Consider the following 16223-nt stretch of genomic DNA (forward strand, 5'->3'; position numbering starts at 1 on the left):
GCGAGCACCAGTCTCGCACACGGTGTTGCGTGCCCCCAACGGGATTCGAACCCGTGCTACCGCCTTGAAAGGGCGGCGTCCTAGGCCGCTAGACGATGAGGGCTATCGACCCGCCTGGGCGCTTCTCAGCGCGTCGGGGACGTGAGAAGCATATGGGATACGGGGAGCTATCGCCAAAACGGTTTACGAGCGGGGGTCCGGCGACGGTGTGGGCGGGGTCGCCCCGGGCTGGTTCTCCTTGGGCAGATGGCGGCTGACCTCGGCTTTCGTCAGGCCGAGCCCGCCGAGCTTGATCTCGTCCCAGGCCTGGAGCCGCTGAGTGGCGCGGTCCAGGTACAGCACGGAGGCCTCGACCGGGTCGGGGTGCTCGCCCTCGACCGCGCGCAGCCCGCTGCCGCCGGTGGAGCCCTCGATGCGCAGCCGGGTGCCCTTGTCCAGGACGTCCATCTCCTGGTGGTGCAGGTGCCCGGCGAGGACGAGCGGCACGGTGCCGTCGGTCTGCCGCGCGGCCACCGGGTTGTGGGCCACGGCGATGTCGACGGGGGTGCCCGCCGCGGCCTGGGCGCGCAGCGACGAGGCGAGCGTGATGCCCGCCACCTCCTCCGCCGGGTTGCCCTCCGCCTTCGTGGACCGGTCGGGGGTGAACTGGGGGTCGCCGATGCCCGCGAAGCGCACGCCCGCGACGTCGACGGGCTTGCCGTCGTCCAGGACGTGGGTGTTCTTGAGCTTCGCGAGGTAGCGCTGCGTGGTGCGGGAGTCGTGGTTGCCGCGGACCCAGACGTAGGGCGCGCCGAGGTCCTCGATGGGGTCCAGGAAGGCGTTCTCGGCGGCGGTGCCGTGGTCCATGGTGTCGCCGGAGTCGACGATGACGTCGATCTCGTACTGCTCGACCAGCGAGCTGACGATCTTCCAGCTCGCCGGGTTCAGGTGGATGTCGGAGACGTGCAGGAGGCGGATCGTGGACGGGTCCGGCTCGTACGCGGGCAGCGTGGACGTGACGTCGTACAGCTTGGTGACGTTGGTGACCAGGCGGGCCAGTTCGCGCTGGTAGACGTCGAATTCGCTGACGATGCTGCGGGCGTTGCCGACGACGGAGGGCGCGCTGGAGAGCAGGCCGGAGAACTTGGGCTCCAGGACCGACTTGGGGTTCCAGGTGGCGTACGCGGCCGTGCCGGAGGCGGCCAGCAGGGCGAGCGCGAGGCCGCCCGCGGCGAGCGCGCGGCGCGGGCGGCGGTAGACGGCGAGGCCGAGGGCGGTGGCCCCGGCGACGACCGCCGCGCAGGAGCGGACGGCCAGGTTCAGCGTGCCGTTCACGACGTCGCTCGCGACCTCCTCCTGGAGCCCGGAGATCCGCTCGGGGTGGTTGACCAGGGCTTCCGAGCGCACCGGGTCGAGGCGGTCCACGTCGACGTCCAGCCGGATGGGCGCGACGTGCGAGCGCAGCTCCAGGGCGCCGAGCGGCGACACGTCGATCTTCGTGCCGCCGGTGAGGGAGGGCCGCAGCGCCATCCGGGTCTCCATGGGCCCCACGGACGTATGGACGCTGCCGACGACCAGCAGCCCGAGCCAGGCGCCGAGCAGCACGACGGCGATCAGACCGAGGGCCCGGGCGACGGGGTGCGGGGTGGGCGCGAGGCCGGGCAGGGGGCGCGGGGAGCGCTTGCGGGAGCCCGTGGGGCCGTGGGGTGCGCGGAGGCGGCGGAGGCTCTGGAGGCTTCGGGGGGCGCGTGGGCGAGGGTGCTGCTCCGCGCCCGAGGAGCTGCCCTGAGCTGGGCTTTCGTGGGTGTCGCCGGGGCCGCTCCGGTGCGTGCGGAGGCGGTCGCGGAGAGCGGCGGGGGCACCGCGCAGGCTGCGCAGGTGCCGCAGAACGACCATGACGTCGCGCCCCATTGGGCGCGTATGCCCATGTCGGGACGTGGCTATGCCTGGCGGTGATCGACGGTCGACAATGGGCCCGTGCTGGAGATGACGCGCGAGGAGTTCGAGGAACTGGTGGCCGAGGCGCTCGACCGGATCCCGCCCGAGCTGACACGGCTCATGGACAACGTGGCGGTGTTCGTCGAGGACGAGCCGCCCCGTGACGACCCCGAGCTGCTCGGACTCTACGAGGGCACGCCGCTGACCGACCGCGGCGAGTGGTACGCCGGGGTGCTGCCCGACCGGATCACGATCTACCGGGGGCCGACGCTGCGGATGTGCGAGTCGCGCGAGGACGTCGTGGCCGAGACGGAGATCACCGTCGTGCACGAGGTGGCGCACCACTTCGGGATCGACGACGAGCGGCTGCACGCGCTCGGGTACGGCTGAGCGGTGCGGCCGCGTGGTGCGGCTCAGCGGTACGTCCGCGCGGTGGGGCTCGGTGGTACGGCCGCGGTGCGGCGGGCGCGGGCCTTGTCCGGCGCGGGTGCGGGGGGTGTCCGGGGCGCCGGGGCGCGTGTCCTCTTGCCGTGCGCGGGAGTTGGGCAGGGCGTCCCTCTTCCCTGCGCCTCGGAGGTGCTCGGCCGTGCGCCAGTTGTACGTTTCCGTCCGGTGGGCGGCGGCCGCGATGGCCGTCGCGGCGACCGCGGGCTGTATGAGCATCGGCGACGACGGGAGCGGCGCGCCCGCCCCGGGGAAGTCCGGCCGGGAGCGCGGGGGCGCCGCCGCGCCCGACGGCGGGACGGTGCTGCCCGGCGCCGAGCGCGAAGAGGGGCGGGGCGGTGGCCGCCGCGGCGACGACGACAAGGGCGACAAGGGCCGGGGCGGGAAGGAGCGGGGCAGGCGCGGCGAGGACCGCAAGGCCGCCGACCCCCGCGACGACAAGCCCGGGACCAAGCCCTCGCGCGCCGGGTCGGGCACGGCCGCGGCGTCGGTCGAGCCGACGAGGAACGGACGCCCCACGCCCAGCCGCACGAAGCCGGGGCCCCGGCCGACGCGCACCACCCCCACGCCGGACCCGACGCCCGAACCGCCCTCCCCGACGCCGGACCCCACGACGCCCGAGCCGTCGTCGTCGGCGCACGGGGAGGTGGAGGGGCCGGTGAAGGAGCAGGGGGAGCCGTCGCCGGCGGCGGGGCCGGCGTAGGCCGACGTAGGCCGAAGAGGTCGGGGGCGATCGAGCGGGGCGGCTGAGGCGATCGGCGGAGCTGGAGGCGATCGGCGGGGCGCGGGGACCGGGAGCGATCCGGCTCGCGGATTCGTCGTCAAGCGCCGGACGGGCCGCTCTCCGGGACTGTTCTCGCAGCGTACGGCGGGTTTTCCGGGGGCGGAGCACCGGCGGCGGGCGGGCGTGCGGCGGCCCTGCCGGGGAGGGCTCTGCTGGTGGGGGTTTGCCAATGGGGGTGGGAGGTGCGTATGGTGGTAGATCGTTTGATCCCATTTGCCCGGCGCCGTAAAAGAGAGCGCCGTGTGGCGCGTACTCTCCCTTGCCGTGGCTGACCGCATTGAGGCGGTCCATTGCGAAATCACGGAGTTGTGGGCGCGTGCCGAGACTCCGGAAGGTTTCGCATTTCGCATGTCCATTTCCAGTTTTGACGTCGACGCTGTCCAGGTCCAGGTCCAGGACGAGGCCGAGCTCGCGACCCTCGCCGAGGTGCCCGCTGAGGCGCCCGCCGAGGCCCCCTCGGTGACCGAGGCCGCTGACGCCGCCGAGCCCGCCGTGGCCGACACCGACACCGACGCCGCCGAGGCGTCCGACACCCCCGAGGCCGATGAGGCCGACGCGGCCGACGAGGCCGACGAGCCCGGCGTGACCTTCGCCGACCTCGGTCTCCCCGAGGCCGTCGTCCGCAAGCTCGCCCGCAACGGCGTCACCACGCCCTTCCCGATCCAGGCCGCGACCATCCCGGACGCCCTGCTCGGCAAGGACATCCTCGGCCGTGGCCGCACCGGCTCCGGCAAGACCCTCTCCTTCGGCCTGCCGACCCTGGCCACCCTCGCGGGCGGCCACACGGAGAAGAAGCGGCCGCGCGCCATCATCCTGACGCCGACCCGCGAGCTCGCCATGCAGGTCGCCGACGCCCTCCAGCCGTACGGCGACGTCGTCGGCCTGAAGATGAAGGTCGTCTGCGGCGGTACGTCCATGGGCAACCAGATCTACGCCCTGGAGAAGGGCGTCGACATCCTGGTCGCCACCCCGGGCCGGCTGCGCGACCTGATCAACCGCGGCGCCTGCTCCCTCGAGAACGTGCAGATCGCCGTGCTCGACGAGGCCGACCAGATGTCCGACCTGGGCTTCCTGCCCGAGGTCACCGAGCTGCTCGACCAGGTCCCGGCGGGCGGCCAGCGCATGCTGTTCTCCGCGACCATGGAGAACGAGATCAAGACCCTCGTCGACCGGTACCTGAACGACCCGGTCTCGCACGAGGTCGACGCCGCCCAGGGCGCCGTCACGACCATGACGCACCACATCCTGATCGTGAAGCCCCGCGACAAGGCGCCGGTCACCTCCGCGATCGCCTCCCGCAAGGGCCGCACGATCATCTTCGTCCGCACCCAGCTCGGCGCCGACCGCGTCGCCGAGCAGCTCCGCGACGCCGGCGTGAAGGCCGACGCGCTGCACGGCGGTATGACGCAGGGCGCGCGCACCCGCACCCTCGCGGACTTCAAGGACGGGTACGTGAACGTCCTCGTCGCCACGGACGTCGCCGCGCGCGGCATCCACGTCGACGGCATCGACCTCGTCCTGAACGTGGACCCGGCGGGCGACCACAAGGACTACCTGCACCGCGCGGGCCGTACGGCGCGTGCCGGGCGGACGGGCACGGTCGTCTCCCTGTCCCTGCCGCACCAGCGCCGCCAGATCTTCCGCCTCATGGAGGACGCGGGCGTCGACGCCTCGCGCCACATCATCAACGGCGGCGGCGCCTTCGACCCGGAGGTCGCCGAGATCACCGGCGCCCGGTCCATGACCGAGGTGCAGGCCGAGTCCGCGGGCAACGCCGCGGGCCAGGCCGAGCGCGAGGTGCGCCAGCTCACCAAGGAGCTGGAGCGGGCCCAGCGCCGCGCCGCGGAGCTGCGCGAGGAGGCCGACCGCCTCACCGCCCGGGCCGCGCGCGAGCGGGGCGAGGACCCGGCCGAGGCGCTCGCCGCCTCCGCCGCCGTGGAGGCCGCCGCCGACACGGACGAGACCGAGGCCGAGGCCGCCGTCTCCGTCCCGGAGCAGGCGGAGCAGCCGCGCGCCGAGCGCACCGAGCGCTTCGACCGGGGTGACCGCGGTGACCGCGGTGGCTTCAGCCGCGACAGCCGTGACAGCCGCGAGAACCGTCGTGACGACCGTGGCGGCTTCAGCCGTGACCGCCGTGACGACCGGGGCGGTTTCACCCGTGACCGTGACCGTCGTGACGACCGCGGTGGCCGTTCGTTCGAGCGCCGCGACGACCGCGGTGGCTTCAACCGCGACAACCGCGACAGCCGCGAGAACCGTCGTGACGACCGTGGCGGCTTCAGCCGTGACCGTCGCGACGACCGGGGCGGTTTCACCCGTGACCGTGACCGTCGTGACGACCGCGGTGGCCGTTCCTTCGAGCGCCGCGACGACCGCGGTGGCTTCAACCGCGACAGCCGTGACAACCGCGACAGCCGTGACAACCGTCGTGACGACCGTGGCGGCTTCGGCCGTGACCGTGACCGTCGTGACGACCGCGGTGGCCGTCCCTTCGAGCGCCGCGACGACCGCGGCGGCTTCCGCCGGGACGACCGTCCGTCCGGCCACCGCGGCAGCGACCGCCCGTTCAACCGTGACCGCCGCGACGACCGCCCCTCCGGCGGCGGCTACCGCTCCGGTGGCCACGACCGTCCGTCGTACAACCGTCGTGACGACCACCGCTCCGGCGGCTCCTTCGGCCGCCGCGACGACAAGCCGCGCTGGAAGCGCAACGGCTGACGTCCGCCCGGCCGGCACCGTCCGACCGCGCGCTCGCAGTGACGAGGAAGGCCCCCATGGCTCAACGGCCATGGGGGCCTTCCTCACCTCCCCCGGCGGGGGCACGAGCCCCCCGCCGGGCGACGCGGCCGGGCGGTATCCGATACCCCATCGGATACCGGAAGCTCTGCGGCTATGCTCATGGGTGCGTCGGCGCCGTGCCGACGAGGACCGTTAGCTCAATTGGCAGAGCAGTGGACTTTTAATCCATTGGTTGTGGGTTCGAGTCCCACACGGTCTACGGAGAGCGGGAGGCTCCCTCTCATCTGCCGCGCAGCGCCCGGGTCCACTTCGGTGGGGTCGGGCGCTGTTCTGTCTCGGGCTCGTCGGCGTACGTCTGGTGATGCGCGTTTGACCTGCGGGAACGGTCTCGCCTTAGATCGATGCGCCCGCTACGCCCAGACCCGCTGAGACCAGATGCCCTACGAAGACTCCGCGCCGCACGAGCGGCCTCCTCATCCCCACAGTCCGCCGTGGCAGAACTGGCCGCCGACGCCGACGCCCGGTCCTGCCTCGGCCCCGTCCGGTTCGCCGTACCACGAGCAGGGCCGGAACGGCCGGGTCACCGCACGTGACGGGTGGGGGGAGCTGCTGCTCGTCACGGGCTTGGTCGTGGTGGCCGTCCTCGGCGTCTACGTGGCCGGCTTCGTCCTCGCGGAGGCACTGCATGCCGGTCCGACCGCACCCGACAGTGACCGGGTCTTCTCGTCCCCACTCGCCGACATGGCCCTGCAACTGGCCGCGCTGGGAGCCGCCGTCCCCGCTGTCCTGGTGGGCGTGCGCCGATGCGGGCGCCGCCCGGCGGGCACCGTCTCCTCCGTCACCGGCGGCCTGCGGTTGCGCTGGCTCGTCCGCTGCGCCGTGGTGGCGTTTCCCGTGATGGCCGCGCAGGTGGGGCTGCTGCTGGCGTGGACCTGGGACGCGGACGGTTCCCCGCCCTCCGGGGAGGGCTTTCCCGGCTGGCCAATGCTGGTGCTCAGCCTCGTGGTGCTGTGGGCGTTGATTCCGTTCCAGGCCGCCGCCGAGGAGTACGTGTTCCGCGGTTGGCTCGTCCAGCTCACGGGGCGGATCACCAGATCGCCGTGGCCCGGTATCGCACTCGCGTCGTTGCTCTTCGCCCTGGCCCACGGCATCGGGGAGCCCTCCGGGTTCGCCCTGCTGTTCTACTCCGCGATGTGGTGGGGCTGGCTGGTCATCCGGACCGGCGGACTGGAGGCCGTGATCGCCCTGCACACCGCCAACAACGCTGTGGCCATGGGCCTGGCCGCGGCCTTCGGCGAGCTCGCCGATGACGGCACCGCGGCCGACGCCCCTTGGCAGGCCCTCGTCCTGGAGCTGGTCTTCACCCCGCTGTACTGCCTGGCCATGGCCCGGCTCGCCGATCGGTACGCACTCGACCGCCGGACCCCGTAGCCGCCCCACACCGGTGGTCCTGCGGGGGACCCACAGCTCCGCGCCCCGGTTCTCGTCGCGTTCTCGTCGCGCTTGTTCCTCAGGCCGCGTCAGCCCGCCCACCGGCCCGACAGGAACGTGAGGGCGCAGATGGTCATGAGGGGCGCCACCAGGCACACGTACGCGGTGCGCACGCGCGGGGCGCGCAGGCTCCAGGCGGCGAGGCCCACCCACAGCGGCCACCACAGGAGGGTGGCGCGGGGCAGGGACATGTACCAGTACGAGGTGCCGAGCGCGGCGAGCGTGAGGGCGGTGTACGTCGCCTCGGGCCAGCGGCGCCGGTACAGCAGGAAGCCGGTGAGCAGCAGGCCCACGGCCATCGTGAGGAGCTCGGCCTGGAACTCGACGGCGTAACCGGTGGGGACGGTGTGGTGGAAGGCCGCCTCCCAGGTGTTGCGCCAAGCCTCCCAGGGCGGGTGGAAGTCGCGGTACCAGCCGCGCTCCTCCGCGTGCTTCCACGCCATCCAGTCGCCGGTGTGTGACCAGAGGTACGCGCTGTACGCGAGGGGCGGCAGCGCGGGCAGCAGCAGCCAGGGCAGTGCGCGCCCGTCGCGGTGCGCGCGGACGGTCGTCAGGAAGAGCACGGCGATCGCGGCGGCCAGGAAGAGGCCGCTGACGCGCACGGTGGTCGCCAGGGCCGCCAGGGTCGCGGCGAGCGGCCAGGCCCGGCGCTGCGCGGCCAGCCACGCGGGCAGGGCCAGGGCGAGGAACAGCGCCTCGGTGTAGCCGGCCGCGAGGAACACGGCGCAGGGGGAGAGCAGGAAGAACAGGACCGTGCGGCGCCCCGCGTCCGGGTGGGGCACGTACCGGCGTGCGACGCGGGTGAGCGCGAGGACCGCCACCGCGCCCGAGACGAGGGAGATCAGCAGCCCGGCCGCCGTCCAGTCGGGTACGACGGCGTGGACGGCCCGCAGCGCGAACGGGAAGCCGGGGAAGAACGCCTCCCGGTTGTCCCAGTCCGCCGTCCCCGGACCCGCGCCCCCGGGGAAGTAGCCGTCCTGCGCTATGCGGAGGTAGTGCCACCAGTCCCACTGCTGCCAGGCGGACAGGGGTGAGGCGGCGTACCGCGTGCGGGAGTCGGCGGGGAACAGCCAGGCGGCGCAGTACGCCGTCGTCCACAGGCCCACGCGGGTCAGGGCGTAGAGGGCGAGGACGTCGACGTCCTCGCGGGACACCCGGCGCGACAGGCGGTAGGCGGTGGCGCGTACGCGGTTCCGGTACGTGGCCGGGCCGGGGGAGCGCGCGTTCCCGGCGGCGGGGCGCGTCGCCTCCCGGGGCCGGGGCGGGGACGAAACGGGCATGGCGAGGCCTCCGGGGGCGGTTTCGGGTGTGCGGGGCCGCCTCGCGGCGGTGGGCGGGTGCCGCGAGGGGCTGGGGGGAGTGGGGGCCGGGCTCAGTCCTCCGGCGCGTACGTGACCGGTGCCGTGCTCCTGACCGGCGCCCGGGACGCCTCCTCGGTCCGCGACGGTGGCGCGTCCGCCGAGGTCGGCGGAGACGTGGTGCGTGGTGCGCGCAGCGGCGGGCTGGTGCGCGGGGGTGGCGTGGGCGGTCCGGCCGGGGACGTGGCGGGCGGCGTGGACGCCGTCGTGGCGAGGGCCGACGGCGGCGGCGAGGTCGTGGGCGCCGACGGCGAGGGGGACAGGGGCGGCGACGGGGAGGGCGACGGCGTCGGCTTCGAGGGGACGGACGCGGGCGGCGTCGCGGGCCCGGATTCCCGCATCAGCGCCGTCGCGCCCACGCCGGCGACGACGAGGGTGGCGGTGACGGCGACCGCGGTCACGAAGACCCGGTGCGCCCGGCGGCCGCGCCGGACCACCACCGCCACCGGTGGCACGTCGGCACGCGCCCGGCCCGTGGCCGCGGCCTCCTGGAACAGCGCGCGCAACGGGTCGCGCTGGGGATCGAGCTGGGATGCGTGCTGGGGGTCAGACACCGGGGGCCTCCTCGGTGCGCGGGTCCGGCAGGGGGTGGCGTACGGGGGGTGCGGGCTGGGCCGCGGTGCGGAGCGCGGACACCGGGGTGTCCGCGGCGGGTGGGGCTGTCGGGGGTGCTGAGTGCGGAAGTGATCCCGGTGACGTCCGGTGTGTGGATGATCTGAGTGGTCGGAGTGGTCGGAGTGGTCGGAGTGGTCGGAGTGGTCGGAGTGATCGGAGTGATTCGCGTGGAGAACCAGGCAGCCCCGCTCCCCGGGCCCGCCCACGCTCCTGTGCGGCGTCCCCGGCGCGCGGGGAGACTCCGGCGCGCGGAGCGACCTCCCCGGCCGGCCGAGCCGCCGGGCGGCACACGCCCCCGCCCGACGGACGGCGTACGGACACACCAGTTCGCGCCGCCGCGAGCCGCGCGGCGCCGAGGGCGGTGGAGAGTTCACGCACCGTGGACCTCCTCGGTCCGCAGGTCCGTGAGGCGGAGGGCGAGCGCGGCCCGGCCACGGGACAGGTGGGTCTTGACCGTGCCGGCGGCCAGCCCGGTCTCCCCGGCGATCTGCTCGACGGTGAGGTCGCACATGTAGTGCAGGGCGAGCGTCCGGCGCTGCTGCGGCGGCAGTGCGCGCAGCGCCTCGACCAGCGTGACGGAGTCGGGGCCCGGCCCCTCGGCGTGCGGCGGGGCGCCGCTGCGCTGCCAGGCCGAGGCCGAGCGGCGCAGGCCGCGCCAGCGGCTCACCGCGAGCCGCCACGCGACGGTGCGGATCCACGCCTCGGGACTGCCCTCGCGGTCCAGCCGCCCCCGGCGGCTCCAGCCCTTGACGAAGGCCTCCTGGACGACGTCCTGCGCCTCGTGCAGATCGCCGAGCATCACGTAGAGCTGGCCGGTCAGCCGCCCGGCCGCCTGCGCATAGAACTCCTCGAACTCCTCGACGGTCAACAGCTTGCTCCTGGATCTCTTCGGTCTCACCGTGCATACGCCCCCCGACCCGTATCCGGATGACATGGGGAGCGAAAGATCCCGGTGACGCCGGTCACACCGTTGCCAGGGGCTGGGAACACGCCTGACCAGGGCCTTCGTGGCGACATCGGGCCCGGGCGCGGGGCGGCGGGGCCCTGACGGGGTGCTCACGGCGGGTTCCGGGACGGCCCTCCGGCCATCAGTTCGCGTTCGCGGCCCCTGATGGCGTACTGTTGGGTTCACCGACGCGGGGTGGAGCAGCTCGGTAGCTCGCTGGGCTCATAACCCAGAGGTCGCAGGTTCAAATCCTGTCCCCGCTACTGAAACCGAAGGCCCGGGATCCCACGGATCCCGGGCCTTCGGCGTACACCGGGGCTCGTGCGTACCCGAGGGAGGTCCAGGGCCTTCGGTCCGCCGCCACCGCGCCCGCCCCGAGAGCCCGTACACCGCGCCCGCCCCAAGGGCCTCACCGCGCCCGCCCCGAGGGCCCGTACGCCCGGCGCCCGCTCCGCGCGCCTCTCGCGCCCGCCGCGCCGCGCGCCCCGTACCCCGCCCCCGGTTCACCCACTTGGCGCACGCCGAGTCGCTCCCGGGCCGCCGGACGGGAAGCCTTGGGCCGATGCGGCGGGTCAGCGGTGGGAGTGGAACGGTGGTTGCTTCGGGTGGTGGGGGCCGGTGCGCCGGTGCCGGGCCGGAGGGGCGCCATGGGCGGTAAGGGCCGCAGGCGGCTCCCCGGGGAGCGGGCCCTGACCCGGGCCCTGCCCCCGTTCCTCATCGTCGCCGGGATCCTCTTCGACGTGCTCACGCCACCCGCGTTCACCGCGTCCCCGATCTTCGCGGCGGCCCCGCTGATCGCCGCGCCGTTCTTCTCGCTCCGCACCACCGCGGCGACCGCCGCCGTGGCCTGCGCCACCGTCCTGGCGCTGCGCACGGTGAACCACTCGGACGCGTACGTCGAGGTGGTCACGGAGTTCGTCACCATGCTGACCGTCGGCGCCCTCGCCGTCGTCATCAACCGCGTCGTCCGGCGCGGCGACGCCCGCCTCGCCTCCGCCCGCTCCATCGCCGAGGCCGCCCAGCGCGCCGTCCTGCCGCAGCCGGGGCCGCGCGTGGGGGGCCTCGACGTCGCCGCGCGCTACGAGGCCGCGCAGGCCGACGCCTTCATCGGCGGCGACCTGTACGCGGTGCAGGACACCCCGCACGGCGTCCGGCTCGTCGTCGGGGACGTACGGGGCAAGGGCATGGGCGCGGTGGCCGCCGTCGCCGTCGTCATCGGCGCCTTCCGGGAGGCGGCCGAGCAGGAGGCCACCCTGGAGGCCGTGGCGCAGCGCCTGGAGCGGGCGCTCGCGCGCGAGGGCACCCGGCGCGACGGGCTCGACGCGTTCGAGGGGTTCACCACCGCGGTCCTCGCGGAGATCCCGCCCGGCCGGGGGACCGTACGGCTCGTGAACCGGGGCCACCCCGAACCGCTGCTGCTGCGCGCCGACGGGCGGCTGTGCGTGCTCTCGCCCACGGAACCCGCGCTTCCGCTCGGCATGGGCGAGCTGGGGAGCTGGCCCGACCGCGCGGACGAGACCGACTTCCCGCCCGGCTCCACGCTGCTGCTCTACACCGACGGGGTCAGCGAGGCCCGGGACGAGCACGGCGCCTTCTACGATCCCGCGCTGCGGCTCGGCGGCCGGATCTTCTCCGGTGCGGACGCCCCCGACGCGCTCGTGTCCACCCTCGTCGCCGAGGTCCTCGACCACACCGCCGACGGGGCCACCGACGACATGGCGCTCCTCGCCGTACGCCGACCCGTCACGGCTCGTGACTGAACGGCCCCCCAGCGCAGCCCAACTGGCGCACCATCGTCGACATGTGAAGATCCGTCCGGCTGCGCAGCGTCATGACGTCCGGTCAACTCGCCCGGGTCGGCGCCTAGATGTCCCGTTGTGTTCGTGGCGTAAGCGTTAACGATCAGTCGGAACGGCTTGGAATACGGAGCCGCTGTCTATTAACGTTCGATAACGCAGCGCGGTCGTCCCAGCCGTCACACCCGATGGCTCCGCGCGCACGCGCCTAATCCCGCAAGGGAGCCGGGGAACCACCATCTTGGGGTGAATCGGACGCCCTTCGCGTGCGAGACGTCGTAACGCCGTGACGTGGTCACGGGGTACGTCCCGCGCGTGAGGTACGGCCGTAGGAGACCTTCCTGCTCCGAACCCGTCAGCTAACCCGGTAGGCGAGAAGGAAGGAAAGGAGTGCGCCCCCGTGGCGTCCAACCGGCCTGCCCCAGAAGCGCTCATACCGCACGGCGACACCGCCGACCGAGCCGCCGGGGGTGACGACCCCGCGGGTCCCGCAGGTCACTCCGGCCACTCCGGTCCCTTCGACTTCTTCGAGCCCTCTCCAGACTCTTCCCCGTACGAGTCGTTCGATTCCTCCCCCGCCTCGTCCCCGTACGAGTCCTTCGACCCCTCCCCGTACGCCGCCCAGCGGCCCGAGGGCTCCTGGGAGGAGTGGAACCCCACCGCGGAGAGCGTCCGCCCCGTCCGCGGCCGGCACCGCATCCACAAGAAGGGCGGCGGCGGCCTCGCCCGCAGCTCCACCGTCCTCGGCGTCGGCGTCATCGCCGCCGTCGGCGCGGGCGGCATCGCCACCGCGCAGGGCGGCAAGCCCCCCGTCTCCATCGCCCTGCCCGACATGTCGGCGGTCGCCGACGCGCTGCCGGAGGCCGAGTCGCTGCCCGGCGTCGGCTCCCTGCTCGGCGACGACGAGGCCGACGCCGTGCCCGCCACCGCCGCGGCCGCCGCCCCGCTCAGCTCCGCCGGCGTCACCCACGCCGACGCCGAGCAGGGCACCACGGACGCGGGGGAGGCCCTGCGCGCCCGCATCCTCCAGCAGGCCGAGAACCAGCGGCACCAGGCCGACGACGCCCAGCGCGCGCGGGCCCAGGCCGCCGCCGTCACGCAGGCCGCCGAGACCGCCGAGGTTAAGCGGGAGAAGGCCGAGGCCGCGGCCAAGGCGAAGGCCGCCGAGGAGAAGCGGAAGAAGGAGGCGGAGGCCCGCGAGAAGCGCGAGGCCGAGCGCCTGGCGAAGCTCGCCAAGCGCTACGCCCTGCCCACCTCCTCGTACACCCTGACCTCCCACTACGGCGTCGCCGGCGCCATGTGGTCCTCCGGCCACCACACCGGCCTGGACTTCGCCGCCCCCACCGGCACCCCGCTCAAGGCCGTGCACACCGGCACCGTCAAGGAGGCGGGCTGGGCAGGCGCGTACGGCTACCGCACGATCCTGGAGCTCGAGGACGGCACCGAGATCTGGTACTGCCACCAGTCCTCGCTCAGCGTCAGCGCGGGCCAGAAGGTCACCACGGGCGAGGTCATCGGCCGGGTCGGCGCCACCGGCAACGTCACGGGCCCGCACCTCCACCTGGAGGTCAAGACGGCCGCGGGCGCGACGATCGACCCCCTGGCGTGGCTCCAGGGCAAGGGCCTGAACCCGTAACACCCCCCGGCGCAACCGCGGCACGGCGGAGCACCGCGGTGCCCGGCTTCCGCCCCACGGCCGTGCCGCGCGGCTCCACGACCCCGGCGGCCCTGGCGACGACCCCCCGACGCCAGGGCCGTCGGCCTTTTCCCGGGGCCCCCCGGGGGGCTCGGCCCGCCGCCGGAATTCCGAAATCCGTACGGGCGTTGACGCCTCGTATGACCACTCTTCGCCCTCTGGGCCCGTCCGACCTCGAAGTCTTCCCGCTCGCCCTCGGCGGCAACGTCTTCGGCTGGACCGCCGACCGCGAGCAGTCCTTCGCCGTCCTCGACGCCTACACCGCCGCGGGCGGCAACTTCATCGACACCGCCGACACCTACTCGTCCTGGGTGCCGGGCAACCAGGGCGGCGAGTCCGAGACCGTCCTCGGGCAGTGGCTCGCCGCGCGCGGCAACCGCTCCGAGGTCGTCATCGCCACGAAGGTCGGCGCGCACCCCGAGTACAAGGGCCTGTCCGCGCGCACCGTCAAGGCCGCCGCCGAGGAGTCGCTGCGCCGCCTCGGCACCGACTACATCGACCTCTACTACACGCACTACGACGACCCGTCCGTGCCCGTCGAGGAGTTCATCACCGCCCTCGACGAGCTGGTGCGCTCCGGCAAGGTGCGGGCGATCGCCGCCTCGAACATCACCGCCGAGCGGCTCCAGGAGTCCCTCGACTTCTCCGACCGCGAGGGCCTCGTGCGGTACGTGGCGCTCCAGCCGCACTACAACCTCGTCTCCCGCGACACGTACGAGGGCCCGCTCCAGGAGGTCGCCTCGCGCTCCGGGCTCGCCGCCGTCCCCTACTACGCGCTGGCCTCCGGCTTCCTGACCGGCAAGTACCGCCCGGGCGCGGAGGTCGACAGCGCCCGGGCGCAGAAGGCCGGCGAGTACCTGGCCACGGAGCGCGGCCGGCGCGTCCTCGCCGCCCTCGACGAGGTGGCCAGGGCCCACGACGCGCAGGTCGCCACCGTCGCCCTCGCCTGGCTCGCCGCGCAGCCGACGGTGGCGGCGCCGATCGCCTCGGCGCGCACGGTCGAGCAGCTCCCCGCGCTGCTCGCGGTGGCCGACCTGGAGCTGACCGCCGCCGAGGTCGCGGCCCTGACGGCGGCCTCGGCCTGACCTCAGGTGCGGTAGGGGTTGTACGGGGGCCAGACCGGGGCGTACGCGTGCACGGCCCCGGAGGGGGCGCCCGGCGGCACGGGGGGCGCTGCCGCCGCCCGGGCCGCGTAGCCGAGCGCGGGCCCCGCCACGGGGCGCCGCTCCCGCAGCGCCGCGAGCAGCTCGCGCTCCCGGGTGACGAAGTCGGCGCCGACCCGGCCGTGCCGGGCCCGGTGCCGCAGGAGGGCGAGGGCCGTCGCGTGCGTCTCGTACTCCACGACGGTGCGCCCGGCCGGGCGGCCCAGGTGGTACGCCGCGTAGTCGCGCGCGAGGGTGCGGGCGCGCAGGGAGCCGAGCGCGTACGGGTCGCCCGGCGCGAACCAGCCCGCGGCCACGTACACGGGCAGCTCCTGGCGCACGATCCGCAGCTCGCGCCGGCGCAGCCAGACGGCGAGCCAGGTCAGCAGCCCGAACACCGGCAGCATGAAGGCGGCGTACACGACGAAGAAGCCGTACTCGCCGAAGCCCGCCGAGCCGTTCCAGAAGGCGTGCAGCCCCATGGCGAGCAGCAGCCCGGCGCACGGCAGCACGGTGCGGCGTACGGTGCGGTGCTCGGCGGTGACGGCGGCGATGCCGAAGCCGATGCCGGTGAGCGCGGTGAACAGCGGATGCGCGAACGGTGACATGACAACCCGGACGAAGAAGGTCGCCGCGGTCACGGAGGCGAGGCCGCTCTCGCCGCTGAGCTGGTCGGTGCCGAAGGCGTTGCCGAGGTAGAGGATGTTCTCGGTGAACGCGAAGCCGGTCGCGGTGACGCCCGCTATCACGAACCCGTCGACGACCCCGGTGAAGTCGGCTCTGCGGAACAGGAAGACGAGCAGCACCGCCGCGGCCTTCGCGGACTCCTCGACGACGGGCGCTATGACGGTCGCGCCGAGGGTGTCGGCGCTGGACGGGTCGGCGGTGGCCGTGGCGATCCAGCGGGTGGCGAAGCTGTTCGCGAGGATCGCGATGAGCGCGGCCGCGCACGCCCCCCAGGAGAAGGAGAACAGCAGGTTCCGCCAGGGGCCCGGGGCCACCCGGTCCAGCCAGCGGAACGCCGCGATCAGCAGCGGTACGGGGAGCGTGGCGAGGCCGAGGCCGACCAGGAAGCCCTCGGTGCCGGTCTGCTCGCGGACCAGCGCGAGGATCACCAGGCCGGACAGCGCGAGCAGCGTGACCAGGCCGGTGGCCCGGATGGCACCGCGCTGCCACCAGCGCGGGTGCCGGGGCCCGGGTGCCACGGCCGGCCCGGCGGGCCCGCCGGGCGGCGTCGGGTGGCTCGGGCGTGCGGGACTGGTGGCCACGGTTCGACCCTAACGAGGGTTGGAGCG

12 protein-coding genes, 3 tRNA genes and 1 riboswitch are annotated in these 16223 nt (G+C 74.2%); of the genes, 9 read left to right on the forward strand and 6 right to left on the reverse strand.

Going from position 1 to position 16223, the window contains the following annotated elements:
* Positions 1-30: 30 nt before the first annotated feature.
* Both IE330_RS10835 and IE330_RS10840 read right to left on the reverse strand, forming a co-directional pair.
* Positions 31-103, reverse strand: a tRNA-Glu gene (locus IE330_RS10835).
* 80 nt (positions 104-183) lie between these two features.
* Complete coding sequence (locus tag IE330_RS10840; protein WP_229925548.1) at positions 184-1890, reverse strand: metallophosphoesterase family protein; 1707 nt, start codon at positions 1888-1890, stop codon at positions 184-186.
* Between the two features lie 66 nt (positions 1891-1956).
* Here IE330_RS10840 and IE330_RS10845 point away from each other — a divergent pair, with 66 nt between their 5' ends.
* The 5 genes from IE330_RS10845 (at position 1957) to IE330_RS10865 (ending at position 7315) form a co-directional block, all read left to right on the forward strand.
* On the forward strand, positions 1957-2307 hold the full coding sequence (locus tag IE330_RS10845) for a metallopeptidase family protein (protein WP_016643405.1): 351 nt from the start codon (positions 1957-1959) through the stop codon (positions 2305-2307).
* 196 nt (positions 2308-2503) lie between these two features.
* A complete protein-coding gene (locus IE330_RS10850; RefSeq protein ID WP_190135701.1) occupies positions 2504-3064 on the forward strand; it encodes a hypothetical protein in 561 nt (186 codons plus the stop codon).
* 429 nt (positions 3065-3493) lie between these two features.
* Positions 3494-5863, forward strand: coding sequence for a DEAD/DEAH box helicase (locus IE330_RS10855; RefSeq protein ID WP_190135702.1), 2370 nt, complete (start codon positions 3494-3496; stop codon positions 5861-5863).
* A gap of 207 nt (positions 5864-6070) precedes the next feature.
* A tRNA-Lys gene (locus tag IE330_RS10860) sits at positions 6071-6143 on the forward strand.
* A 176-nt stretch (positions 6144-6319) separates the two neighbouring features.
* The gene (locus IE330_RS10865; protein WP_190135703.1) at positions 6320-7315 is read left to right on the forward strand and encodes a CPBP family intramembrane glutamic endopeptidase; all 996 of its coding nucleotides are present in this window, start codon (positions 6320-6322) and stop codon (positions 7313-7315) included.
* A gap of 89 nt (positions 7316-7404) precedes the next feature.
* Here the strand turns inward: IE330_RS10865 and IE330_RS10870 are convergent, their stop codons facing one another.
* The 3 genes from IE330_RS10870 to IE330_RS10880 form a co-directional block, all read right to left on the reverse strand.
* Positions 7405-8655 (reverse strand): mannosyltransferase family protein, encoded by a 1251-nt coding sequence (locus IE330_RS10870; RefSeq protein ID WP_190135704.1) that lies wholly within the window; start codon positions 8653-8655, stop codon positions 7405-7407.
* Positions 8656-8747: 92 nt separating this feature from the next.
* Complete coding sequence (locus IE330_RS10875; RefSeq protein ID WP_190135705.1) at positions 8748-9287, reverse strand: hypothetical protein; 540 nt, start codon at positions 9285-9287, stop codon at positions 8748-8750.
* A gap of 431 nt (positions 9288-9718) precedes the next feature.
* Entirely contained in the window at positions 9719-10216 is a 498-nt protein-coding gene (locus IE330_RS10880) for a SigE family RNA polymerase sigma factor (protein WP_190135706.1), read from the reverse strand.
* A 267-nt stretch (positions 10217-10483) separates the two neighbouring features.
* Between IE330_RS10880 and IE330_RS10885 the strand changes: the two genes are divergently transcribed.
* The 4 genes from IE330_RS10885 (at position 10484) to IE330_RS10900 (ending at position 14871) form a co-directional block, all read left to right on the forward strand.
* Positions 10484-10557: transfer RNA gene (locus IE330_RS10885), tRNA-Met, on the forward strand.
* A 291-nt stretch (positions 10558-10848) separates the two neighbouring features.
* Positions 10849-12054 (forward strand): PP2C family protein-serine/threonine phosphatase, encoded by a 1206-nt coding sequence (locus IE330_RS10890; RefSeq protein ID WP_373314619.1) that lies wholly within the window; start codon positions 10849-10851, stop codon positions 12052-12054.
* 231 nt (positions 12055-12285) lie between these two features.
* Positions 12286-12478, forward strand: a riboswitch (cyclic di-AMP (ydaO/yuaA leader).
* A gap of 12 nt (positions 12479-12490) precedes the next feature.
* Positions 12491-13726, forward strand: coding sequence for a M23 family metallopeptidase (locus IE330_RS10895; protein WP_229925549.1), 1236 nt, complete (start codon positions 12491-12493; stop codon positions 13724-13726).
* 200 nt (positions 13727-13926) lie between these two features.
* On the forward strand, positions 13927-14871 hold the full coding sequence (locus IE330_RS10900; protein ID WP_190135708.1) for an aldo/keto reductase: 945 nt from the start codon (positions 13927-13929) through the stop codon (positions 14869-14871).
* A 2-nt stretch (positions 14872-14873) separates the two neighbouring features.
* On the opposite strand, the gene IE330_RS10905 is transcribed toward IE330_RS10900, so the two are convergent.
* Entirely contained in the window at positions 14874-16196 is a 1323-nt protein-coding gene (locus IE330_RS10905; RefSeq protein ID WP_190135709.1) for a PrsW family intramembrane metalloprotease, read from the reverse strand.
* Positions 16197-16223: the final 27 nt, after the last annotated feature.

The organism is Streptomyces longispororuber, assembly GCF_014656095.1.
GTDB lineage: Bacteria > Actinomycetota > Actinomycetes > Streptomycetales > Streptomycetaceae > Streptomyces > Streptomyces longispororuber.

Coding starts and splice junctions, on each gene's coding strand:
- IE330_RS10870 (WP_190135704.1), bottom strand. CDS start 8,655: ATGCCCGTTTCGTCCCCGCCCCGGCCCCGGGAGGCGACGCGCCCCGCC.
- IE330_RS10840 (WP_229925548.1), bottom strand. CDS start 1,890: ATGGGGCGCGACGTCATGGTCGTTCTGCGGCACCTGCGCAGCCTGCGC.
- IE330_RS10865 (WP_190135703.1), top strand. CDS start 6,320: ATGCCCTACGAAGACTCCGCGCCGCACGAGCGGCCTCCTCATCCCCAC.
- IE330_RS10900 (WP_190135708.1), top strand. CDS start 13,927: ATGACCACTCTTCGCCCTCTGGGCCCGTCCGACCTCGAAGTCTTCCCG.
- IE330_RS10855 (WP_190135702.1), top strand. CDS start 3,494: ATGTCCATTTCCAGTTTTGACGTCGACGCTGTCCAGGTCCAGGTCCAG.